This window comes from Bradyrhizobium sp. CSA207, from assembly GCF_029051685.1.
Classification (GTDB): domain Bacteria; phylum Pseudomonadota; class Alphaproteobacteria; order Rhizobiales; family Xanthobacteraceae; genus Bradyrhizobium.
The window spans coordinates 87,861-109,428 of sequence record NZ_JAACFT010000009.1 but is presented as its reverse complement, the minus strand read 5'-3'; the positions used below and the strand labels follow the sequence as shown (position 1 = coordinate 109,428).

Sequence of the window (21,568 nt, the reverse complement as noted above, 5' to 3'; positions counted from 1 at the left end):
GCCCCCGTCAGGCAGACAATTATGACCGCACTGAAACCTTCCTCGGCAGCCCCCACATCCAGCGCGTCCGGCATCGAGGCACGCTGCGCCGCCACCGGCATGCGCATGACCGAGCAGCGGCGTGTCATCGCCCGCGTGCTTGCGGAGGCGGTCGATCATCCCGACGTCGAGGAATTGTACCGGCGCTGCGTCGCCGTCGACGACAAGATCTCGATCTCGACGGTCTATCGCACCGTCAAGCTGTTCGAGGATGCCGGCATCATCGAACGTCACGATTTTCGCGAAGGCCGCGCCCGCTACGAGCAGATGCGCGACAGCCATCACGACCACCTCATCAATCTGCGCGACGGCAAGGTGATCGAGTTCACCTCGGAAGAGATCGAGAAGCTGCAGGCCGAAATCGCCCGCAGGCTCGGCTACAAGCTGGTCGACCATCGCCTCGAGCTCTATTGCGTCCCGCTCGACGACGACAAGTCGACGTCTTGAGCACGCTTTTTCGGATCATGCGCTAGTGCCCGTCGATCTCATCATCTTCGATTGCGACGGCGTGCTGGTCGACAGCGAGGTGATCTCCTGCCGCGCGCACGCGGATGTGCTGACCCGGCACGGCTATCCGATCACGTCGGAGCAGGTGTTCGAGCGTTTCCTCGGACGATCGACACGGCAGGCCAATATCGAGATCGAGTCCGAACTCGGGCGCAAGCTGCCCGAGGCCTATCACGGCGACTTGCAGGACGAGCTGTTCCGCGCGTTCGAAGCCGATCTCGAAGCGATCCGCGGTATTCATGACGTTCTCGATACCGTCACCCAGCACGTCTGCGTCGCTTCCAGCGGATCGCATCAACGTATGCAAGTGAGTCTCGGAAGCACGGGCCTCTATGAGCGCCTCGCGCCGAACATCTTCTCGGCCTCGCAGGTGAAACACGGCAAGCCGGCACCGGACCTGTTCCTGTTCGCGGCCTCCGAAATGGGCGTGCCGCCGCATCGCTGTGTCGTGATCGAAGACAGCCTTGCCGGCATTGCCGGGGCGCGAGCGGCCGGCATGACTGTGTTCGGCTTCCACGGCGGCAGCCATTGCGACGACGGCCATGCCGAGACGTTGCGCCAGGCGGGCGCCGACCTGACCTTCGACGACATGCGGCAATTGCCGGAATTGGTCCGGCGGGTCGAGGCGGACGCTTTGGCCGGCTGATTCCGCCCCATCACCGTCATTCCTGGGCACGCGCAGCGCGCGTGAAGGCCGGAATCCAGGGCTTTTGGGTCGAGATTCCGACTTTGCTCGCTCCACAAGCGACCGGAATGCCCCCGTGGGGTCCATTCGCTGGATTTTCGCCGCTCCAGCCTATATCTGAGGGCCTTCCTCCACCTCAATTTCGGGTTCCATGACGCCGCCGCGCAAGCTGCACATCAAATCATACGGCTGCCAGATGAACGTCTACGATGCCCAGCGCATGGTGGACACGCTGGCCCCGGAAGGATTCGTGGAGACGGCCAGCGCCGAGGACGCCGACCTCGTCATCCTCAACACCTGCCACATCCGCGAGAAGGCATCCGAAAAGGTCTATTCCGAGCTCGGCCGGCTGCGCGTCGCCAAGGACGAGGCCGCACGCGGAGGCCGCGCGATGCAGATCGCAGTCGCGGGCTGCGTGGCGCAGGCCGAGGGCGAAGAGATTGTGCGCCGCGCTCCTGTCGTCGACGTCGTGGTCGGCCCACAGAGCTACCATCATCTGCCGGAGCTGTTGAAGCGCGCCGGCACCGAAGGCCGCGCGATCGAGACCGAATTTCCGGCCGCCGACAAGTTCGGCTTCCTGGCCCAGCCAAGACCCGAGGCGATCCGCGCACGCGGCATTTCCGCCTTCGTCACGGTGCAGGAAGGCTGCGACAAGTTCTGCACCTTCTGCGTCGTGCCGTACACGCGCGGCGCCGAAGTCTCGCGTCCGGTGACGAAGATCATCGACGACGCGACGCGGCTTGCCGACAACGGCGTGCGCGAACTGACGCTGATCGGGCAGAACGTCAACGCCTATCACGGCGACGGACCCGACGGAAAAAGCTGGCCGCTCGGCAAATTGCTCGAGCGCCTGGCGCGGATTCCCGGCATCGCGCGGCTGCGCTATTCGACCAGCCATCCCTGCGACGTCGACGACAGCCTGATTGCGGCCCACCGCGATCTCGAGGCGCTGATGCCGTTCGTGCACCTGCCGGTGCAGTCGGGCTCGGACCGGATTCTGGCGGCCATGAACAGGAAACATACCGCCGATAATTATCGGCGCGTCATCGACCGTTTCCGGGCCGCGCGCCAAGACATTGCTTTTTCATCAGATTTTATCGTCGGCTTCCCCGGCGAGAGCGAGCAAGATTTTCTCGCGACCCTCGCACTTGTCACGCAAATCGGCTACGCTGCGGCTTATTCGTTCAAATACTCCGCCCGGCCGGGAACGCCGGCCGCGGACATGCAGGAGACGGTGTCCCCCGCCGAGATGGACCAGCGATTGGAGCGGCTCCAGGAACTGATCGACAGCCAGCAATCGGCCTTCAACAAGGCCGCGATTGGCACAACGGTCGACGTGCTGTTCGGACGCCCGGCACGCAAGGACGGCCAGATCGTCGGCCGAACCGCCTTCCTGCAGCCTGCCCACGTGATGGCGCCGCCCGATATCATCGGAACGATCCTGCCGGTCCGGATCGACAGCCTCGAGCGCTACAGCTTCCTCGGTGAGCTCGTGACGCCGCGCACTGGGCGCGAGCCCGCTTTATCCCCCATTGCCACTGGAGCCTGAACCCTTGCCAAAAAGCGCATCGGATTCGCCTTCCTTCGCTCCCAGCCGCAAATTTGACCGCGACATGCAGGTACCGCCGGAAACCCAGGTCGTCATCGATTTCGACGACAACCGCGCCGCGTCCGCACTCGTCGGCCCCTACGGCCAGAACCTCGCGCAGATCGAGCGGCGGCTCGGCGTGGTCGTGGATTCCAAGGGCAACCACATCACCATCGGCGGCACGCGCGACGGCTGCGATGCCGCCCGCCGCGTGCTGGAAATGCTCTACGCCCAGGCGGTGAAGGGACAGGATCTCGACCAGGGCGAGGTCGAAGGCGCGATTCGCTCCGTGATCGCGCAGGGATCGCTGTTCGAGTTCGATGCCAAATCGGCCAAGTCGACCTTCGAGAGCATTAATTTGCGCAAGCGCCCGGTGCGGGCGCGCACCGCCGCGCAGGACTCCTACATCCGCGCGCTGAAACGCCACGAACTGGTGTTCGGCGTCGGCCCCGCCGGCACCGGCAAGACCTGGCTCGCAGTTGCGCATGCCGCGCAGCTGTTCGAGCGCAAGGAGGTCGACAAGATCATCCTGTCGCGCCCCGCGGTCGAGGCCGGCGAGCGGCTCGGCTTCCTGCCCGGCGACCTTCGCGAGAAGGTCGATCCCTATCTGCGCCCGATCTACGACGCGCTCTATGACCTCATGGACGCGCGCATCGTCGAACGCGCGCTCCAGACCGGCGAGATCGAGATTGCGCCGCTCGCCTTCATGCGCGGCCGCACGCTCACCAATGCCGCCATCATCCTGGACGAGGCACAGAACACCACGTCGATGCAGATGAAGATGTTCCTGACACGTCTCGGCGAAAACAGCCGCATGATCGTGACCGGCGACCCCTCGCAGATCGACCTGCCCAACGGCCAGACCTCGGGCCTTGCGGAAGCGACCCGGCTGCTGAGCGGCGTTGAGGGCATTGCGCAAGTTCATTTCACCGCCGAGGACGTGATTCGCCATGAGCTCGTGGCGCGGATCGTCTCGGCCTACGAAGGGCAGCCGCAGCGGCCGTCCATCGGCAACAGATCCTGACGGGACAACAGCCGGATCATGCGGGCGCGCATACAGCGCCCTTCGTTCCGAACAAAGCGATGTCACATCCCAACCTTCCCATGACCGAGGTCCTCGTCGTCGCCGATTGCTGGCAGAGCGAGCCCGACGCCGAGACCGTGATCCAGCGCGCGGTCGCAGCCGCCGCCGAGTCGGTCGACGAAGACGTCGCCGAGGCCGAAGTGGCCGTCATGCTGACCGACGATGCCGGCATCCGCACGCTCAACAGCAACTGGCGCGGCCTCGACAAGCCGACCAACGTGCTGTCGTTTCCGGCGCTCCAGCCGGAGGGCGCGTGGAAGCCGGGCGATGCGCCGCGCATGCTCGGCGACATCGCCATCGCCTACGAGACCATGCGGCGCGAGGCGGACGAGGAGCAGAAGCCGTTCGACCACCATTTGAGCCATCTGGCCGTGCATGGATTCCTGCATCTGGTCGGCTACGACCACGAGAATGACGACGACGCGGAGGAGATGGAAGCGCTCGAAACCCAGATCCTGGCTCATCTCGGCATCCCCGACCCCTATGCCGACCGCTGACGGATGGATTGAGATGCCGGATTCCGACCCGACCCACGACAATCCGCGCAACACGCGCAACCTGCCCGTCGTCGTCACGCCCGGCGAGGTGATGCGCCCGACCGCGGAAAGCTGGCTGCTGCGCGCCATCCGCACGCTGTTCGGCTGGAAGGCGGGATCGGTGCGCGACGATCTGCAAGTCGTGCTCAACGCCACGACGCCTGACGACACCGGTTTCTCCACCGTCGAGCGCACCATGCTGCGCAACATCCTCAGCCTGCATGAGCGCCGCATCGCCGACGTCATGGTGCATCGCGCCGACATCATCGCGGTAAAGCGCGACATCCCGCTCGGCGAATTGATGGATCGTTTCGAGAGCGCCGGCCATTCGCGCCTCGTGGTCTACAACGAGACGCTCGACGATCCCGTCGGCATCGTCCATATCCGCGACCTGCTCGCCTTCATGACGGCGCGAGCGCGCGTGCCGCCAGTCACCAAGGCCAAGCGCAAGAAGCCGCTGCCGGCCGGGCTCGACCTGCGCGCCGTCGATCTCGCGCTGCCGCTCGAGGATGCGCGTATCATCCGCAAGCTGCTTTATGTGCCGCCGTCGATGCGGGCGATCGACCTGCTCGCGCAGATGCAGGCCACGCGCATTCACCTGGCGCTGGTGGTCGATGAATATGGCGGCAGCGACGGACTGGTTTCGCTCGAGGACATCGTCGAGCAGATCGTCGGCGAGATCGACGACGAGCATGACAGCGACGAGCCGCCCTCGATCGTGCGCCTGCCCGACAACGCCTTCATCGCAGACGCCCGCGCCAGCCTCAACGACGTCCGTACGGTGATCGGGGAGGACTTCGTCACCGGCGAGGCCGGCGAGGAAGTCGAGACGCTGGGCGGCTATCTCGTCAGCTTCGTCGGCCGCCTGCCGGTGCGCGGCGAAGTGATCTCGGGTCCGGGCAATTACGAGGTCGAGGTACTCGATGCCGATCCGCGCCGCGTCAAGCGGCTGCGCATCTCGACGCGGAAGGAGCGTCCCGCGCCGCGCACCCAGCGCGAGAGCCGCCGACGCGAGTCGGCGCCCGAGAGCGGACAAACGCCTTCCGGTGACACGCCCACTCCGCCGCCTGCCGACGGGGCCGGTTCCCAGTGAGCCCCTTCCAGCGGCTTCGTCAGATCGCCCTCGCCATCATCCTGACTTGGGGATGGAAGCGCGCCATCGTCGCAATGTCGGCCGGCGCGCTGTCGGTTCTTGCGCTGGCGCCGTTCAACGCCTGGCCGGTGCTGTTCGTCACCTTCCCGGTGCTGGTCTGGCTGATCGACGGCGCCGGCGCCGGCCGGCTCGGCGGCGTCCCCGCGGCGGCGCTGACCGGCTACTGGTTCGGGCTCGGCTATTTCGTGCCCGGCCTCTACTGGATCGGCTATGCCTTCTTCGTCGAGGCCGACGTCTTTGCCTGGCTGACACCGTTCGCCGTGCTCGGCCTGCCGGCCTATCTTGCCGTCTTCACGGCGATCGGGTTTGCCACGGCCCGCCTGCTCTGGAGCAAGGACGCCACGCGCGTGCTTGCGCTCGCGGCAAGCCTAACCATCAGCGAATGGCTGCGCGGCCACGCGCTGAGCGGCTTTCCCTGGAACGCTTTCGGGTATGCACTATCTGAGCCGCTGCCGCTGGCGCAGACGGCGTCGCTGATCGGCCTGTGGGGCATGACCTTCCTCACCGTCGCGGTCTTCGCGAGCCCAGCGGTGCTGATCGACCGCACGCGCGATCGCCGCCTGTCGTGGCATGCGCCGGCCGCTGCGGTCGCGCTGCTGATTGTCATGGGCATCTTCGGCGCGATCCGCCTGTCGCTGCATCCGACCACGATGGTCGCGGGCGCCAAGCTGCGTCTGATGCAACCGAACCTCCAGCAGGACGCAAAATTCAACTACGCCGCCAAAGCGGAGGTGATGAGGAAATACCTCGCGCTGTCGGACCGCGCTTCCGGACCGCAATCGACCGGCGTGCGCGACGCCACCATCCTGATCTGGCCGGAATCCGCGTTTCCGTTCTTTCTGACCCGCGAAGCCGACGCGATGGCGCAAATCACCGAGCTGGTGCCGAAGGGCACGGTGCTGATCACCGGATCGGTCCGCGCCCCTGACCTGCCGCCGGGCAAGCCGATCACGCGTGCCTATAATTCGATCTACGTGATCGACCACGACGGCAGCGTGCTCGCCATCTACGACAAGCTGCATTTGGTGCCGTTCGGAGAATATCTTCCTTTCCAGAGCGTGATGGAGAAGCTCGGCTTCGAGCAACTCACGCGGGTACGCGGCGGCTTCATTCCGGGCACCGTGCGGCATGCGTTGCCGGTGCCGGGTGCGCCGCCAGCGCTGCCGCTGATCTGCTACGAGGCGATTTTTCCCGGCGAAGTCGCAGCGCGCAACGAGCGCCCGGGCTGGATCGTGAACCTCACCAATGATGGCTGGTTCGGCATCTCGACCGGCCCTTACCAGCACATGGAGCAAGCGCGAATGCGCGCGATCGAGCTCGGCTTGCCGTTGGTCCGCTCCGCCAATACCGGCGTCTCGGCGGTGATCGATCCGGCGGGGCGAACCATCGCCAGCCTCGGCCTCGGAATCGAAGGCATTTTGGATGCAAACCTGCCCGCCGCAATCCCGCCGACCATCTATGCAAGGGTTGGCGACGCGCCCGCGGCCGTGCTCGTTGCGTTGGCTGTGATTCTGGCGGTACGGCGACGTGTTGCCAAACCGTACCCCTGATCACGCCATCACTGCCGACGCGTCCGGAAACCTTTGACAACCGTAGTCCCACGGTTGACAGACTGCAGCCGGGCTCCTCATTCTGCATCGGCTGCGCAAGACAGCGGTACATTGCTAAATTTCTCCGCAATGTTTCCCCAATCAGAGTGGAGTTTTGATGTCGCTGTCACCTGAGGCAATACTTCCCATTGCGCCGAGGGTGGTGTTTGGAGGGCTGAGGAAATGTCGAAAGCGCCCAACCCTGTTGACAAATATGTCGGCAGTCGCGTGCGTATGCGCCGCATCATGTTGGGCATGAGCCAGGAAAAGCTCGGCGATGCTTTGGGCCTGACTTTCCAGCAGGTTCAGAAGTACGAGAAGGGCACCAATCGCGTCGGCGCGAGCCGCATCCAGCAGATCGCCGAAATTCTCCAGGTGCCGGTGTCGTTCCTGTTCGAGGGCGGCCCGAGCGGCGTGGCCGGCCCGGACGGCTTCGCGGAAGGCGCCTCGCCCTCCTACGTCTCCGACTTTCTCGCGACTTCCGAAGGGCTCGCTCTGACCAAGGCGTTCACCCGAATCACCGATTCGAAGCTGCGCCGCTCCATCGTCGATCTCGTCGAACAGATCGCCGCCCGCGAGGGCCCCGACAAGCGCTGACACGTCAGCTCAATTCGGTTTGAGGCGGCGTCAAATCTGGCCTATGTCGTCATTTGCGGGCACGCCCTGGTATGCGTCCTCTCAGATGATCCGATTCAAAGGCCTAGATGCTTCCATGGCGAGCTCCAATTTGTTCGACTATCAAACTATTCTCGATGGCATCCGCCGCTGGGTGGAGATCGAGACGCCGACGGAAGTGCCTGAACAAGTCAACAAGCTAATCTCGATGGTCGCGGATCAATATCGCGATCTGCCCGTCGCGCTCGAACGCGTCGCCGGCGTCGATGGCTGCGGCGATCATCTCGTGGCACGCTCGACCTGGGGCCAGGACCGGCCGGGCATCCTGGTGCTGAGCCACCTCGATACCGTCCATCCCATGGGATTCATCGAACGCCTTCCTTTCAAGGTCGAAGGCAACAGCGCGTTCGGTCCCGGCATCTACGACATGAAGGGCGGCGCCTACATCGCCTATCACGCCTTTCGCGCGCTTTGCGCCACGGCCGACAGTTCGCCACTCGGCATCACGCATGTATTCACGTCCGACGAAGAGATCGGCAGCCCCACCTCGCGCGCGCTCATCGAGACGGAAGGACGCAAGGCCAAATACGTGCTGGTCACGGAGCCGGCGCGCGACGGCGGCAAGATCGTCACCGGACGCAAGGGCGTCGGACGATTCCAGGCGTTCATCAAGGGCGTGCCCGCTCATGCCGGGACGCGGCCCGAGGACGGCCGCAGCGCCGTCCGCGAGCTCGCCAATGTCATCCAGGCGCTGGAGGGCATGAACGATCTGAAACGCGGCGTCACCGTCAATGTCGGCGTGGTGCGCGGCGGCACGCGGCCCAACGTCACGCCGGAGGAGGCCTATGCCGAGATCGATCTGCGCGTACCGAGCCTCAAGGACGCGGAAGAGCTCGTCGGCAGGATCCTTGGATTGAAATCGAAAACCGAAGGCGTCAGCGTCAAGGTCACGGGCGAGCTCAATCGTCCGCCCTATGAGAAGAGCAATTCCGGCGCAGCGCTGTACGAGCATGCAAGGACGCTGGCCGCGGAGATCGGCTTCGACCTGGTCGACACCCACACCGGCGGCGGCTCGGACGGCAATTTCACTGCGGCCAACACCGGCACGCTCGACGGGCTCGGCGTCGACGGCAAGGGCGCGCACACCCATTACGAGCAGCTTTATGTTTCCTCGCTCGAACCGCGCGCGCGGCTGCTCTATCGCCTGTATCAGACGCTGCAATGACCGAGCGCAAATCAGATCCCGAGCGCGACGACAGCGAGCGCGCGTTCTTCGGACGCCGCAAGGGCCACAAGCTCAGGCAGCACCAGGCCGAGCTGATCGACCATCTACTGCCGCGTCTCGCACTCGACATCGCAGGTGAAGCGCCGGCGAATGCCGGCGAGATATTCGCTCCCGCAACGGATGATGTGCGACTCGAGATCGGCTTCGGCGGCGGCGAGCATCTTGCGGCGGAGGCGCAAAACTTTCCTGCGACCGGCTTCATCGGCTGCGAGCCCTATGTCAACGGCATGGCGAAGATCCTCGCGCAGATCGAGGCCGGCAACATCGGCAATATCCGCCTGTTCGCCGGCGATGCCGCCGAGCTGCTGGCCTGGCTGCCGCAAGCCTCGCTGTCGCGGATCGACCTGATCCATCCCGATCCCTGGCCGAAGCGGAGGCACTGGAAGCGGCGCTTCGTTCAGGACAGGACGATCGCGGCAATGGCGCGCGTGCTGAAGGCGGGCGGCGAATTCCGCTTCGTCTGCGACATCGACGATTACTGCGCCTGGACACTGTCGCATCTTTCACGCTCGCCGGAGTTTCAGTGGCTCGCCGAGCGCGCCGATGATTTCCGGCGCCCCTGGGACGGCTACACCATGACGCGTTACGGCCGCAAAGCCGCGCGCGAGGGACGCAAGGCCGCGTATCTGCGGTTTCGCAGGGTCTAGATCGTCTGCCGGTTGCGCCAGAAATTGACGACGCGCTCGGCCGTCGCCGGCATCAGGCGCGTGAAATTCATGCGCGCCGCCTCGATATCGGCATCGGCGGGCGTGCGATGCGGCCCGTACCACAACAGGATGAGCGCGCGCACCGTGGGCCAGCCCAGGTTCAACATCCGCCCCACGATCAGAATCGGATCGTAGCGGTCGCCCGTGATCAGACGGTCGAGGATCGAGATCCTGACGCCCGACATCGCCGAGAGCGAGGCGATCGCCTCCTCGTATTTGTGCGCCTTGGCGAATCCGAGCAGCGCGCTTTCGCCGAGATGACCGCCGCGATGCAGGCCGAGCACCGTGCGCTGCGCCGCCGAATAATCGCGCCGCGGCCCGGGCGGCTGCGTGGCTTCCTCGATTGAAGCCATCGCGCGCTTGATTTCGACCTGGCGCACCGGGTTGACCACGATGGAGAGGCGGCGGCGGATGACGTCGAGCGTGCCGTTCAGCAGCTCCTTCAGATGCTCGCCGGATAGATCCTCGCGCTGGCCGATCTTGAGCGTCAGCACGCCGTCCTGCGCCGCGCGCTTGATCAATTCCGAATAGCCGCCGGACGAGAACGCCGCGCCGGCATTGCCGGCGGCACGGCGCACCACGTCGCGATCGCCGCGCTCGACCAGCACGTCGGTGATGTCGGCCGACAATGTCGGACGCTCGGTCATGGCCAGCAGATGGCCCTGGCCCTTCAGCCGCGCAATCTCGACCAGTGCGGCATCATCGAGCACGGGCGAGCGGCGCAGCACGGGCCCCGCCACCATGATCTCGTTTTCGCGCGCGAGCTGGCGCACGAGGTGCGGCGGCGCATTGTTCAGGTGCGAGAAGCGCTCGGCGAGATCGACGCGCGAGGCAAGCTCGGCATGCGGGACGAGATCGATGAGGAGATTGTCGAAGAGATCGACGAGGTCGGGACGGAGGTTTGCAGCGTCGTGGAAGAACAATTCGGAGATGGCGCGCGCGACCTCGCCGCGGCGTCTCGGATCGCCGCGTTTGACGATATCGTCCAGTCCTGGAATAAGCGACGTGGCACCGGTCATGGAACGCTACTCGAATCTGGCACGCCGTGGGCGCGCCATAGGCTCAAGCCGCCCCACAATCGGAGAATTTAGGTCCCCTTGATGAAGGAAGCGTTGCGCGAGCGGCCGCAGACCGGGTCGCAAAAGGCCCGCCGCAAGCTGCAATGGGCCTTGTCCGGGTGGGTGGAAAGCGCTATATCGACCCCAACTTCATCTTCTCATGCGATCCGCGTAGTGAGAGTGGGCCCGAAAGGACCCGCTCTTTTTTATTACCTGAAGGTGGCTTGGCAGAAGATGCGCCGCCGACCACCTGTTGGGACAGAGAGTTCCGAAGCGGGCCCTGAAATCGTAACCAAGCCTTAACCATCGAGCGCCTTGACCCTGGATATGACCGAGCCGAACCCTGGTTCCACGGATGCCGAATTGCTGGCCGAGCCGCGGCTCGTGGTCGAGCCGGGCGTGGCGGCGCGGGTGTCTGCGGTCGCCGGTCCCGTGCTCGAGGGCATGGGCTACCGGCTGGTGCGGATTCGCATTTCAGGCGAGGCCGGCTGCACCGTGCAGATCATGGCCGAGCGGCCGGACGGCACGATGCAGATCGAGGATTGCGAGGCGATCTCACGGGCGCTGTCGCCGGTGCTCGACGTCGCCGACCCTATCGAGCGCGCCTACCGGCTGGAGATTTCCTCGCCGGGAATCGACCGGCCGCTGGTGCGTCGCTCCGATTTCGAGCGCTATACGGGTCACCTGGTCAAGGTCGAGATGGCAACCGCCCATGAGGGGCGGAAGCGATTCCACGGCACGCTCGCAGGCGTCGAGGGCGACCGCGTGCGGCTGAAGCGCGACGACGTCAAGGGTGACGACGATGCCGAGGTCCTCCTGGTGATGGAGGATATCGGCGAGGCGCGGCTGGTGCTGACCGACGAGCTGATCGCGGAATCCATGCGCCGTGGCAAGGCTGCGGCGCGCGAAATGCGACGTAATCTCGGCTTGGAGCCGCCGGCTGCACCGCACGCCAGCATCAGCGAGAAGACGACCAAGAACACCGGGCCGGAGAAGAAGAAGCCGGCCCCGACCAATACAAAGAAACATCGCCTTGCTGCCGAACGTGCGCGGCGCGGCGAGATCGAGCCTGACGAAGGAGACTAGCCATGGCAGTCAGTGCCAATCGACTTGAACTGCTCCAGATCGCCGACGCCGTTGCGCGCGAGAAATCGATCGACCGCGGCATCGTGATCGCGGCGATGGAGGATGCCATCGCCAAGGCGGCGCGGGCTCGTTACGGCAGCGAAACTGACGTTCATGCCGAGATCGACCCGAAGAAGGGCGAGCTGCGGCTGTCGCGCCACATGCTGGTGGTCGACAAGGTCGAAAACCATTCCAACCAGATCTCGCTGTCGGACGCGCAGCGCGCCAATCCCGGCGCCCAGGTCGGCGACACCATCGCCGACACCCTGCCGCCGCTGGAATATGGCCGCATCGCCGCGCAATCGGCCAAGCAGGTCATCGTGCAGAAGGTGCGCGAGGCCGAGCGTGACCGGCAATATCAGGAGTTCAAGGACCGCATCGGCGACATCGTCAACGGCGTCGTCAAACGCGTCGAATATGGCAGCGTGATCGTCGATCTCGGCCGCGGCGAAGCCATCATCCGCCGCGACGAGATGCTGCCGCGCGAGGTGTTCCGCAACGGTGATCGCGTCCGCGCCTATATCTTCGACGTCCGCCGCGAGACCCGCGGCCCGCAGATCTTCCTCTCCCGCACCCATCCGCAGTTCATGGCCAAGCTGTTCGCGCAGGAAGTGCCGGAAATCTACGACGGCATCGTCGAGATCAAGGCGGTCGCCCGCGATCCCGGCTCGCGCGCGAAAATCGGCGTGATTTCCCGCGATTCCTCGGTCGATCCGGTCGGCGCCTGCGTCGGCATGCGCGGCTCGCGCGTGCAGGCGGTGGTGAACGAATTGCAGGGCGAGAAGATCGACATCATTCCCTGGTCGCCCGACATCGCGACCTTCGTGGTCAACGCGCTGGCGCCGGCCGAAGTCTCCAAGGTCGTCATCGACGAGGACCGCGAACGCATCGAGGTCGTGGTGCCCGACACCAACAACCAGCTTTCGCTGGCGATCGGCCGCCGCGGCCAGAACGTCCGCCTCGCCTCGCAGCTCACCGGCTGGGACATCGACATCCTGACCGAGCAGGAGGAATCGGAGCGCCGTCAGGCCGACTTCGAGAATTCCACCCGCGTCTTCATGGAATCGCTCAACGTCGACGAGGTTGTCGGCCAGCTGCTGGCATCCGAAGGCTTCACCTCGGTCGAGGAACTCGCCATGGTGGACATTAAGGAGCTTGCCGGCATCGAGGGCTTCGACGAGGAGACCGCACAGGAGCTCCAGAATCGCGCCCGCGAATATCTTGATCAGCAGGAAGCCGAGCTCGAGGCCCGGCGCAAGGAACTCGGCGTCGATGATGCCGTCAAGGACGTGCCCGGCGTGACCTCGAAGATGCTGGTGAAGTTCGGCGAGAACGACATCAAGACCGTCGACGACCTCGCCGGCTGCGCCACCGACGACCTGGTCGGCTGGACCGAGCGCAAGGAAGGCGGCGAGCAGACCAAGTACGCTGGCGCGCTCGAAGGCCTCGACGTCTCCCGCGACGATGCGGAAGCCATGATCATGCAGGCCCGCGTCAAGGCCGGCTGGATCACCGAAGCCGACTTGGCCAAGCCGGCCGAAGAGGCCGAGGCGACCGAAGATCAGCCGGCTTAAGGGCGGCAGGAGATGTCGACCGGATGCTCGCGGATAATGACCACGATCTCGACAATGGCCCGCGGACCGAAAGGTCCGCGACCATGCGGATGTGCGCGGTCAGCCGCGAGGTCAAGCCGATCGACGAGCTGATCCGCTTCGTTGTCTCGCCGGAAGGGCAGATAGTTCCCGATCTCAAGCGCAAGCTGCCCGGGCGCGGCATGTGGATATCGGCCTCGCGACAGACGGTTGCGGAAGCCGTGCGTCGTCACCAATTTAGCAAGGCCTTCAAGCGCGAGCTTCGCGCGCCTCAGACGCTTCCCGCCGACATCGAGGCGCTCCTGGTTCGGAGCGTGATGGAAGCCCTTGGAATCGCCGCCAAGGCGGGCCAGATCGTAGCCGGCTTCGGCAAGGTCGAGAGCGCCGTGCGGGAAGGCACGGTCGAGGTCCTGATCCACGCCAGCGACGGGGCCGCGGACGGAATTCGCAAATTGGACACGCTGGCGCGTCAAAATGCCGGAAATCGCGGTGCCAAGCCGCAGATTCCCGTCATCACCGCGCTGAAATCGATAGAATTGGATTTGGCACTTACCCGGTCAAATGTGATACATGCTGCGCTGCTCGCGGGCCCGGCGAGCCGGTCATTCCTGTCACGTAGCCAGATGCTGGTCCGATACCGGATGGCGGACGATGACAAGACGGCCGAAAAGCGCGGCCAGGATTTCTGAGAGACAACGACCACCCGATAGGACGGTGCGGCAACGCACAACGTTAACAAAGATCAGGATTAGGACTGCTGAATGGTTGATACCAAGACCCCTGGCGACAAGAAGCTGAGCGTTCCGAGCAAGACGCTATCGCTCAAGCCGCGCGTCGAAACGGGCACCGTGCGCCAGAGCTTCAGCCACGGCCGCAGCAAGCAGGTCGTGGTCGAAAAGCGCGGCAAGCGCCGGATCGGCGACGGCCCGGAGCCGCAGGCAGCTGAGGTTGCGAAGCCGGCGCCGGCCGCGCCCGCTGTGGCGCCGCGTCCCGTGCCGAAAGCTGCTCCGCCGCGCAACGCCGGTTCCGGCGTGGTGCTGCGGACCCTGACCGAGGACGAGCGTTCGGCGCGTGCCAGCGCGCTCGCCGATGCCAAGGTGCGTGAGGTCGAGGAACGTCGCCAGGCCGAAGAGGAAGCCCAGCGCCGCGCCATCCGCGAAAGCGCCGAGCGCGTCGAGCGCGACGCCGCTGAAGCCCGCCGCAAGGCCGAGGAAGAACGTCACCGCCACGAAGAGGAGGCCAAGCGCAAGGCCGAGACCGAGGCCAAGAAGCGTTTTGGCGAGGGTGAGCCGTCTCCGTCTGCCGCGCGCGCTGCGACAGCCGCGCCGGCCACCAGCGCACCGCGCTCCACACCGACCACGTCGCGACCGGCGACGACCACAGCCCGACCGGCCACGACGACTGCACAGCGGCCGGCCGGTGCGCCGGGTCGCGCCCCCGGCGTTGCAGCCGGGCCGGACGAGGATGATGGTCCGCGCCAGATCCGTCGCGGTCCCGGCGGCGCCATGCGTCCCGTGGCAGCCCCGAAGACCACCCACAAGCCGGGTCCGCAGAAGGAACGCGGCCGCCTGACGCTCGTCACCGCGCTCAGCGCCGGCGACGTGCGCGAGCGCTCGATCGCGTCGTTCCGCCGCCGCACCCAGCGCCTGAAGGGTCATGTCTCGAACGAGCCGAAGGAAAAGCTGATCCGCGAGGTGGTCATTCCGGAAGCGATCGCCATCCAGGAACTCGCCAACCGCATGTCCGAGCGCGCGGTCGACGTCATCCGCATGCTGATGAAGCAGGGCGCGATGCACAAGATCACCGACGTGATCGATGCCGACACCGCGCAGCTCATCGCCGAGGAACTCGGCCACACGGTCAAGCGCGTGGCGGCCTCCGACGTCGAAGAAGGCCTGTTCGACGCCATCGACGATTCCAACGACACCGAGCCGCGCTCGCCGGTCGTGACCGTGATGGGCCACGTCGACCACGGCAAGACCTCGCTGCTCGACGCGCTCCGTCATGCCAATGTTGTCTCCGGCGAAGCCGGCGGCATCACCCAGCATATCGGCGCCTATCAGGTGCTGTCGCCGGAAAGCGGAAAGAAGATCACCTTCATCGACACGCCCGGCCACGCCGCGTTCACCGCGATGCGCGCTCGCGGCGCCAAGGTGACCGACATCGTCGTGCTGGTGGTTGCGGCCGATGACGGCGTGATGCCGCAGACGGTCGAAGCCATCAACCACGCCAAGGCGGCGCGGGTGCCGATCATCGTTGCCATCAACAAGATCGACAAGCCCGATGCGAAGGCCGAGCGCGTGCGCACCGAGCTACTCCAGCACGAGGTTCAGGTCGAATCCTTCGGCGGCGATGTCGTCGACGTCGAGGTGTCGGCCAAGAACAAGACCAATCTCGACAAGCTGCTCGAAATGATCGCGCTCCAGGCCGACATTCTCGACCTGAAGACCAATTCGGAGCGCCCGGCCGAAGGCACCGTGATCGAGGCCAAGCTCGACCGCGGCCGCGGCCCCGTCGCGACCGTGCTGGTCCAGCGCGGCACGCTTCGTGTCGGCGACATCATCGTCGCCGGCGCCGAGATGGGCCGTGTCCGCGCGCTGATCTCGGATCAGGGCGAGACGGTGCAGGAAGCGGGTCCGTCGGTGCCGGTCGAGGTGCTCGGCTTCAACGGTCCGCCGGAAGCCGGCGATCGTCTCGCAGTGGTCGAGAACGAAGCCCGTGCCCGCCAGGTCACCAGCTACCGCGCGCACCAGAAGCGCGAAAACGCGGCTGCCTCGATCTCCGGCATGCGCGGCTCGCTCGAGCAGATGATGTCGCAGTTGAAGACGGCGGGCCGCAAGGAATTCCCGCTGATCATCAAGGCCGACGTGCAGGGCTCGCTGGAAGCCATCCTCGGCTCGCTGGAGAAGCTCGGCACCGACGAAGTCGCCGCCCGCATCCTGCATGCCGGCGTCGGCGGCATCTCGGAATCCGACGTGACGCTCGCGGAAGGCTTCAACGCCGCGATCATCGGCTTCTCGGTCCGTGCCAACAAGGAGGCCGCTGCCGCCGCCAAGCGCAACGGCATCGAGATCCGCTACTACAACATCATCTACGACCTCGTGGACGACGTGAAGAAGGCGATGAGCGGCCTGCTCGCGCCGACCTTGCGCGAAACCATGCTCGGCAATGCTTCCATCCTGGAGATCTTCAACATCTCCAAGGTCGGCAAGGTCGCCGGCTGCCGCGTCACCGACGGCACCGTGGAACGCGGCGCCAATGTGCGCCTGATCCGCGACAACGTCGTCGTGCACGAGGGCAAGCTGTCGACGCTGAAGCGCTTCAAGGACGAAGTGAAGGAAGTCCAGTCCGGCCAGGAATGCGGCATGGCCTTCGAGAACTACCACGACATGCGCGCCGGTGACGTGATCGAGTGTTACCGCGTGGAGACGATCCAGCGCTCCCTGTAAGTCCAAATCTTACCGAAGCGCCCGGATCTTTTTGAACTGAAATTGCGAGAACGCGATGGCCGGATTTATTCCGGCCATCCGCGCCTCATTCGTTTCAACCGGACAAATGACAATGCCCGTGCCGCAAACGCGGACATGACGAGGTGATTTTCGAACAATGCCCCGCCACCATCAGAAGAAAAGTTCCGCGCCAGGCGGAGGCTCGCAGCGTCAGTTGCGCGTCGGCGAGCAGGTTCGCCACGCGATAGCCGATATTCTGGCGCAAGGCAGCGTGCATGATGCGGACCTCGAAGGCCACATCATCACCGTGCCGGAGGTGCGGATGTCGCCCGACCTGAAGCTCGCAACGGTCTACGTGATGCCGCTCGGTGGCCGCGACGCCGGCATCGTCATCGCTGCGCTCGAACGCAACAAGAAGTTCCTGCGCGGCGAGGTCGCGCGGCGCGTTAACCTGAAATTTGCACCTGACCTTCGCTTCCGCGTCGACGAACGATTCGACGAAGCGGAACGGATCGAGAAGCTTTTGCGAACGCCTGCGGTGCAGAAGGACCTGGAACAGGATCCGGACTCGGATCGGGAAGAAGAACGATGATGATGGACCCGGCTCACGGCACGATCGGCGGCGAAGAGCCCGATACGCGCGACGTGCAGAAAAATAATTTCGCGGACGTGGGCGACGATACCCAGCCGCATCAGGAGCCGCGCCGCGTCAACAATGATCCTCGCGCGGGCAAGCAGAAGGGCAATCAGCCGCGCCGCGATCGGCGCGATGTCCACGGCTGGGTCGTGCTGGACAAGCCGATCGGCATGACCTCGACGCAGGCCGTCGCCGTGCTCAAGCGCCTGTTCCAGGCCAAGCGCGCCGGCCATGCCGGCACACTTGATCCGCTGGCCTCCGGCGGCCTGCCGATCGCGCTCGGGGAAGCCACCAAGACAGTTCCCTTCGTCATGGACGGCCGCAAGCGCTATCGCTTCACCGTATGCTGGGGCGAGGAGCGCGACACCGACGACATCGAGGGCCGGGTCACCCACACCTCGGACCAGCGCCCGACCCGGGAGGCCATCGAGGCCCTCCTGCCCCGCTTCACCGGGGTGATCGAGCAGGTCCCGCCGCGTTATTCCGCGATCAAGATCCAGGGCGAGCGCGCCTATGACCTCGCCCGCGACGGCGAGATCGTCGAGCTGGCGCCCCGCCCGGTCGAGATTCACCATTTATCCCTTGTGGATCAACCTGATAACGACCGGTCGACGTTCGAGGCCGAGTGCGGCAAGGGCACCTATGTCCGCGCGCTGGCCCGCGATATGGGCCGGATTCTCGGCACTTATGGCCATATCTGCGCGCTGCGGCGGACCCTGGTCGGTCCATTCGGCGAGAACGACATGATTCCACTGGATCAGTTGGAGGCTTTGTGCGATAGAGCCGCGTCCGGCGAGGGTAGCCTCGCCGACGCGCTTATGCCCGTTGAGACCGCGCTGGACGACATCCCGGCACTGGCCGTCACTCGGGCTGATGCGGCAAGGCTCCATCGGGGCCAGGCCGTTTTGTTGCGCGGACGGGATGCGCCCAATTGTAGCGGCACAGTCTATGTCACGGTGGCAGGCCGGCTTCTCGCGCTTGCTGAAGTTGGCAATGGCGAAATCATCCCCAAGCGTGTGTTCAACCTGACCGGCCTGACTGCCAGCTCCGGTCGCAACGAGAGAAATTGACGATGTCGATTGCCGCAGAACGCAAAGCGGAAGTCATCAAGACGAATGCCACCAAGGCCGGCGATACCGGCTCGCCCGAGGTTCAGGTCGCGATCCTTTCGGAACGCATCAACAACCTCACGAGCCATTTCAAGACCCACGTGAAGGACAACCATTCGCGTCGCGGCCTCTTGAAGCTGGTCTCGACCCGCCGCTCGCTCCTCGACTATGTGAAGAAGCGGGACGAGGCGCGCTACAAGGCGCTGCTCGAGAAGCACAACATTCGCCGTTAAGTGTTGCTGCGCGCGCCAAATGGCGCGCGTTTTCGCGCGTGGTTTCGAACGAAAGCGCTTGTTTAAAGGTTTTTGATCGAGGCTGCGTGCGCGTCGGGTGCGAGCCAATGATGATTCGCATCCGGGGCATGATCGGCGAAGACCGCGGTTCGGTATTCGCGTTCGTGCCGACTGACAGTCCAGCAGCAATCCGGCGGCTGGGCACAACGGGCAAGGCGCCCGTATGACCCGAAAGGATGGACGCCATCCGAATTCCAAAAACCATGGCAGGATCGCAGGACGCTGATCGCCCGCTCCGATCAGCGTCCCGCAATCTTGCGCATGGTTTTTGTTTTTCGAGCCGTCCTTCTTTCGAGAACCCATGAAAGAAGACCTCTATGTTCAATAAGCATTCAGTCGAGATCGACTGGGGCGGACGCCCTCTCAAGCTCGAAACCGGCAAGATCGCACGCCAGGCCGACGGCGCCGTCGTCGCCACCTATGGCGAGACCGTGGTGCTCGCCACCGTCGTCGCGGCGAAGTCGCCGCGCGAAGGCGTCGACTTCCTGCCGCTGACCGTCGACTACCAGGAAAAGACCTACGCTGCGGGTCGCATTCCCGGCGGCTATTTCAAGCGCGAGGGCCGTCCGACCGAGAAGGAGACGCTGGTCTCCCGCCTGATCGACCGTCCGATCCGCCCGCTGTTCGTCGACGGCTGGCGCAACGAGACCCAGGTGATCGTCACCGTGCTGTCGCACGACATGGAGAACGATCCCGATATCGTGGCGCTGGTGGCATCGTCGGCGGCGCTGACCCTGTCCGGCGCCCCCTTCAAGGGCCCGATCGGCGCAGCGCGCGTCGGCTTCGTTAATGACGAATACGTGCTCAACCCGACCCTCGACGAGATGGTCGACACCCAGCTCGACCTGGTCGTCGCCGGCACTGCCGACGCGGTGCTGATGGTGGAATCGGAAGCCAAGGAGCTGAACGAAGACATCATGCTCGGCGCGGTGATGTTCGGTCACCGCCACTTCCAGCCGGTGATCAACGCGATCATCGATCTCGCCGAGAAGGCCGCGAAGGAGCCGCGCGAGGTCACCACGATCGACAATTCGGCGCTCGAAAAGGAAATGCTCGGCCTCGTCGAGCAGGAACTGCGCGCCGCCTACGCCATTCCGGTCAAGCAGGATCGCTACGCTGCGGTCGGCAAGGTCAAGGAAAAGGTGATCGCCCATTATTTCCCTGAAGGGCAGGAGCCGAAATACGACAAGCTGCGCATCGGCGGCGTGTTCAAGGAGCTCGAAGCCAAGATCGTTCGCTGGAACATCCTCGACACCGGCAAGCGCATCGACGGCCGTGACTCCAAGACGGTGCGCAACATCGTCGCCGAAGTCGGCGTGCTGCCCCGCGCCCACGGCTCGGCGCTGTTCACCCGCGGCGAGACCCAGGCGATGGTCGTGACCACGCTCGGCACCGGCGAGGACGAGCAGTACATCGACGCGCTGTCGGGAACGTACAAAGAGACGTTCCTGCTGCACTACAACTTCCCTCCCTACTCGGTCGGCGAGACCGGTCGCCTCGGCGGCACCAAGCGCCGCGAGATCGGCCATGGCAAGCTCGCCTGGCGCGCGATCCACCCGGTGCTGCCGCCGCATCACGAGTTCCCCTACACGATCCGCGTGGTCTCCGAGATCACCGAATCCAACGGCTCCTCGTCGATGGCTTCGGTCTGCGGCGCTTCGCTTGCGCTGATGGACGCCGGCGTGCCGTTGAAGCGGCCGACCGCGGGCATCGCGATGGGCCTGATCCTCGAAGACAAGCGCTTCGCGGTTCTCTCGGACATCCTCGGTGACGAGGACCATCTCGGCGACATGGACTTCAAGGTCGCCGGCACCGAGCAGGGCATCACCTCGCTCCAGATGGACATCAAGATCGAGGGCATCACCGAGGAGATCATGAAGGTCGCGCTCGGCCAGGCCAAGGATGGGCGTATCCACATCCTCGGCGAAATGTCGAAGGCGCTCACCAACGCGCGCGCCGAGCTCGGCGAATATGCGCCGCGCATCGAGACCTTCAAGATTCCGACCGACAAGATCCGCGAAGTGATCGGCACCGGCGGCAAGGTGATCCGCGAGATCGTCGAGAAGACCGGCGCCAAGGTCAACATCGAGGACGACGGCACCGTGAAGGTCGCCTCCAGCGACGGCGAAGCGATGAAGGCCGCGATCAAGTGGATCAAGTCGATCGCGTCCGAGCCGGAAGTCGGCCAGATCTACGAAGGCACCGTCGTCAAGGTGATGGAGTTCGGCGCCTTCGTGAACTTCTTCGGCTCCAAGGACGGCCTCGTTCACATCAGCCAGCTCGCTTCGGCGCGCGTGCAGAAGACCTCCGACGTCGTCAAGGAAGGCGACAAGGTCAAGGTCAAGCTGCTCGGCTTCGACGACCGCGGCAAGACCCGGCTGTCGATGAAGGTGGTCGACCAGACCACCGGCGAAGACCTCGAGGCCAAGGAAAAGGCCGCCGAGGGTCAGCAGCCTCCGCGCGAAGCGGCGGGCGAGTAAGCCTCGCGGCCGACATCGGAAACACGAAGGGCGGCCT

Annotated in this window: 19 protein-coding genes; 18 read left to right on the top strand and 1 reads right to left on the bottom strand. The window is 65.0% G+C overall.

Going from position 1 to position 21,568, the window contains the following annotated elements:
- Positions 1 to 21 precede the first annotated feature (21 nt).
- The 10 genes from GWG65_RS12350 (at position 22) to trmB (ending at position 9,728) form a co-directional block, all read left to right on the top strand.
- Entirely contained in the window at positions 22 to 486 is a 465-nt protein-coding gene (locus GWG65_RS12350) for a Fur family transcriptional regulator (RefSeq protein ID WP_275195840.1), read from the top strand.
- Positions 487 to 511: 25 nt separating this feature from the next.
- Positions 512 to 1,192, top strand: coding sequence for an HAD family hydrolase (locus GWG65_RS12345; protein WP_275195839.1), 681 nt, complete (start codon positions 512 to 514; stop codon positions 1,190 to 1,192).
- A 190-nt stretch (positions 1,193 to 1,382) separates the two neighbouring features.
- Positions 1,383 to 2,780 (top strand): tRNA (N6-isopentenyl adenosine(37)-C2)-methylthiotransferase MiaB, encoded by a 1,398-nt coding sequence (gene miaB / locus GWG65_RS12340; RefSeq protein WP_275195838.1) that lies wholly within the window; start codon positions 1,383 to 1,385, stop codon positions 2,778 to 2,780.
- 64 nt (positions 2,781 to 2,844) lie between these two features.
- Positions 2,845 to 3,843, top strand: coding sequence for a PhoH family protein (locus GWG65_RS12335; RefSeq protein ID WP_275195837.1), 999 nt, complete (start codon positions 2,845 to 2,847; stop codon positions 3,841 to 3,843).
- 59 nt (positions 3,844 to 3,902) lie between these two features.
- On the top strand, positions 3,903 to 4,400 hold the full coding sequence (gene ybeY, locus GWG65_RS12330; RefSeq protein WP_275195836.1) for an rRNA maturation RNase YbeY: 498 nt from the start codon (positions 3,903 to 3,905) through the stop codon (positions 4,398 to 4,400).
- A 13-nt stretch (positions 4,401 to 4,413) separates the two neighbouring features.
- Positions 4,414 to 5,532, top strand: a complete 1,119-nt coding sequence (locus GWG65_RS12325) for a hemolysin family protein (RefSeq protein WP_275195835.1) — start codon at positions 4,414 to 4,416, stop codon at positions 5,530 to 5,532.
- On the top strand, positions 5,529 to 7,142 hold the full coding sequence (lnt, locus tag GWG65_RS12320) for an apolipoprotein N-acyltransferase (RefSeq protein ID WP_275195834.1): 1,614 nt from the start codon (positions 5,529 to 5,531) through the stop codon (positions 7,140 to 7,142). Before GWG65_RS12325 ends, lnt begins: the two co-directional genes overlap by 4 nt.
- A gap of 222 nt (positions 7,143 to 7,364) precedes the next feature.
- Entirely contained in the window at positions 7,365 to 7,778 is a 414-nt protein-coding gene (locus GWG65_RS12315) for a helix-turn-helix transcriptional regulator (protein ID WP_275195833.1), read from the top strand.
- 85 nt (positions 7,779 to 7,863) lie between these two features.
- Positions 7,864 to 9,021, top strand: coding sequence for a M20 family metallopeptidase (locus tag GWG65_RS12310; RefSeq protein WP_275195832.1), 1,158 nt, complete (start codon positions 7,864 to 7,866; stop codon positions 9,019 to 9,021).
- Positions 9,018 to 9,728: a tRNA (guanosine(46)-N7)-methyltransferase TrmB gene (gene trmB, locus GWG65_RS12305; protein WP_275195831.1), complete on the top strand. Its 711-nt coding sequence runs from the start codon at positions 9,018 to 9,020 to the stop codon at positions 9,726 to 9,728. The genes GWG65_RS12310 and trmB overlap by 4 nt, the downstream gene beginning before the upstream one ends.
- On the opposite strand, the gene GWG65_RS12300 is transcribed toward trmB, so the two are convergent.
- Positions 9,725 to 10,807, bottom strand: a complete 1,083-nt coding sequence (locus tag GWG65_RS12300) for a DUF2336 domain-containing protein (RefSeq protein ID WP_275195830.1) — start codon at positions 10,805 to 10,807, stop codon at positions 9,725 to 9,727. The genes trmB and GWG65_RS12300 overlap by 4 nt on opposite strands.
- Before the next feature lie 366 nt (positions 10,808 to 11,173).
- Between GWG65_RS12300 and rimP the strand changes: the two genes are divergently transcribed.
- The 8 genes from rimP to pnp all read left to right on the top strand — a co-directional run bounded on the left by rimP (position 11,174) and on the right by pnp (position 21,531).
- Positions 11,174 to 11,932 carry a ribosome maturation factor RimP gene (gene rimP, locus GWG65_RS12295; RefSeq protein ID WP_275195829.1) on the top strand — a complete coding sequence of 253 codons (759 nt, stop codon included), beginning with the start codon at positions 11,174 to 11,176 and terminating at the stop codon, positions 11,930 to 11,932.
- Positions 11,933 to 11,934: 2 nt separating this feature from the next.
- Positions 11,935 to 13,545 (top strand): transcription termination factor NusA, encoded by a 1,611-nt coding sequence (gene nusA / locus GWG65_RS12290; protein WP_275195828.1) that lies wholly within the window; start codon positions 11,935 to 11,937, stop codon positions 13,543 to 13,545.
- A gap of 23 nt (positions 13,546 to 13,568) precedes the next feature.
- Positions 13,569 to 14,252: an RNA-binding protein gene (locus tag GWG65_RS12285; RefSeq protein WP_275195827.1), complete on the top strand. Its 684-nt coding sequence runs from the start codon at positions 13,569 to 13,571 to the stop codon at positions 14,250 to 14,252.
- Between the two features lie 72 nt (positions 14,253 to 14,324).
- Positions 14,325 to 17,012 carry a translation initiation factor IF-2 gene (gene infB / locus GWG65_RS12280; RefSeq protein ID WP_275195826.1) on the top strand — a complete coding sequence of 896 codons (2,688 nt, stop codon included), beginning with the start codon at positions 14,325 to 14,327 and terminating at the stop codon, positions 17,010 to 17,012.
- Positions 17,013 to 17,169: 157 nt separating this feature from the next.
- The gene (gene rbfA / locus GWG65_RS12275; protein WP_275195825.1) at positions 17,170 to 17,604 is read left to right on the top strand and encodes a 30S ribosome-binding factor RbfA; all 435 of its coding nucleotides are present in this window, start codon (positions 17,170 to 17,172) and stop codon (positions 17,602 to 17,604) included.
- Complete coding sequence (gene truB, locus GWG65_RS12270; protein WP_275195824.1) at positions 17,601 to 18,719, top strand: tRNA pseudouridine(55) synthase TruB; 1,119 nt, start codon at positions 17,601 to 17,603, stop codon at positions 18,717 to 18,719. Before rbfA ends, truB begins: the two co-directional genes overlap by 4 nt.
- 2 nt (positions 18,720 to 18,721) lie before the next feature.
- On the top strand, positions 18,722 to 18,991 hold the full coding sequence (rpsO, locus tag GWG65_RS12265; protein ID WP_148741028.1) for a 30S ribosomal protein S15: 270 nt from the start codon (positions 18,722 to 18,724) through the stop codon (positions 18,989 to 18,991).
- Between the two features lie 377 nt (positions 18,992 to 19,368).
- Complete coding sequence (pnp, locus tag GWG65_RS12260; protein ID WP_275195823.1) at positions 19,369 to 21,531, top strand: polyribonucleotide nucleotidyltransferase; 2,163 nt, start codon at positions 19,369 to 19,371, stop codon at positions 21,529 to 21,531.
- The last annotated feature ends 37 nt before the right edge of the window (positions 21,532 to 21,568 follow it).

Excerpts from the sequence above, each read along its gene's own strand:
- pnp (WP_275195823.1), top strand. The coding sequence starts at position 19,369 with ATGTTCAATAAGCATTCAGTCGAGATCGACTGGGGCGGACGCCCTCTC.
- GWG65_RS12300 (WP_275195830.1), bottom strand. The coding sequence starts at position 10,807 with ATGACCGGTGCCACGTCGCTTATTCCAGGACTGGACGATATCGTCAAA.
- rimP (WP_275195829.1), top strand. The coding sequence starts at position 11,174 with ATGACCGAGCCGAACCCTGGTTCCACGGATGCCGAATTGCTGGCCGAG.
- miaB (WP_275195838.1), top strand. The coding sequence starts at position 1,383 with ATGACGCCGCCGCGCAAGCTGCACATCAAATCATACGGCTGCCAGATG.
- rpsO (WP_148741028.1), top strand. The coding sequence starts at position 18,722 with ATGTCGATTGCCGCAGAACGCAAAGCGGAAGTCATCAAGACGAATGCC.
- GWG65_RS12310 (WP_275195832.1), top strand. The coding sequence starts at position 7,864 with ATGATCCGATTCAAAGGCCTAGATGCTTCCATGGCGAGCTCCAATTTG.
- ybeY (WP_275195836.1), top strand. The coding sequence starts at position 3,903 with ATGTCACATCCCAACCTTCCCATGACCGAGGTCCTCGTCGTCGCCGAT.
- GWG65_RS12335 (WP_275195837.1), top strand. The coding sequence starts at position 2,845 with ATGCAGGTACCGCCGGAAACCCAGGTCGTCATCGATTTCGACGACAAC.
- infB (WP_275195826.1), top strand. The coding sequence starts at position 14,325 with ATGGTTGATACCAAGACCCCTGGCGACAAGAAGCTGAGCGTTCCGAGC.
- truB (WP_275195824.1), top strand. The coding sequence starts at position 17,601 with ATGATGATGGACCCGGCTCACGGCACGATCGGCGGCGAAGAGCCCGAT.
- trmB (WP_275195831.1), top strand. The coding sequence starts at position 9,018 with ATGACCGAGCGCAAATCAGATCCCGAGCGCGACGACAGCGAGCGCGCG.
- GWG65_RS12315 (WP_275195833.1), top strand. The coding sequence starts at position 7,365 with ATGTCGAAAGCGCCCAACCCTGTTGACAAATATGTCGGCAGTCGCGTG.
- nusA (WP_275195828.1), top strand. The coding sequence starts at position 11,935 with ATGGCAGTCAGTGCCAATCGACTTGAACTGCTCCAGATCGCCGACGCC.
- GWG65_RS12350 (WP_275195840.1), top strand. The coding sequence starts at position 22 with ATGACCGCACTGAAACCTTCCTCGGCAGCCCCCACATCCAGCGCGTCC.
- rbfA (WP_275195825.1), top strand. The coding sequence starts at position 17,170 with ATGCCCCGCCACCATCAGAAGAAAAGTTCCGCGCCAGGCGGAGGCTCG.
- GWG65_RS12285 (WP_275195827.1), top strand. The coding sequence starts at position 13,569 with ATGCTCGCGGATAATGACCACGATCTCGACAATGGCCCGCGGACCGAA.
- GWG65_RS12325 (WP_275195835.1), top strand. The coding sequence starts at position 4,414 with ATGCCGGATTCCGACCCGACCCACGACAATCCGCGCAACACGCGCAAC.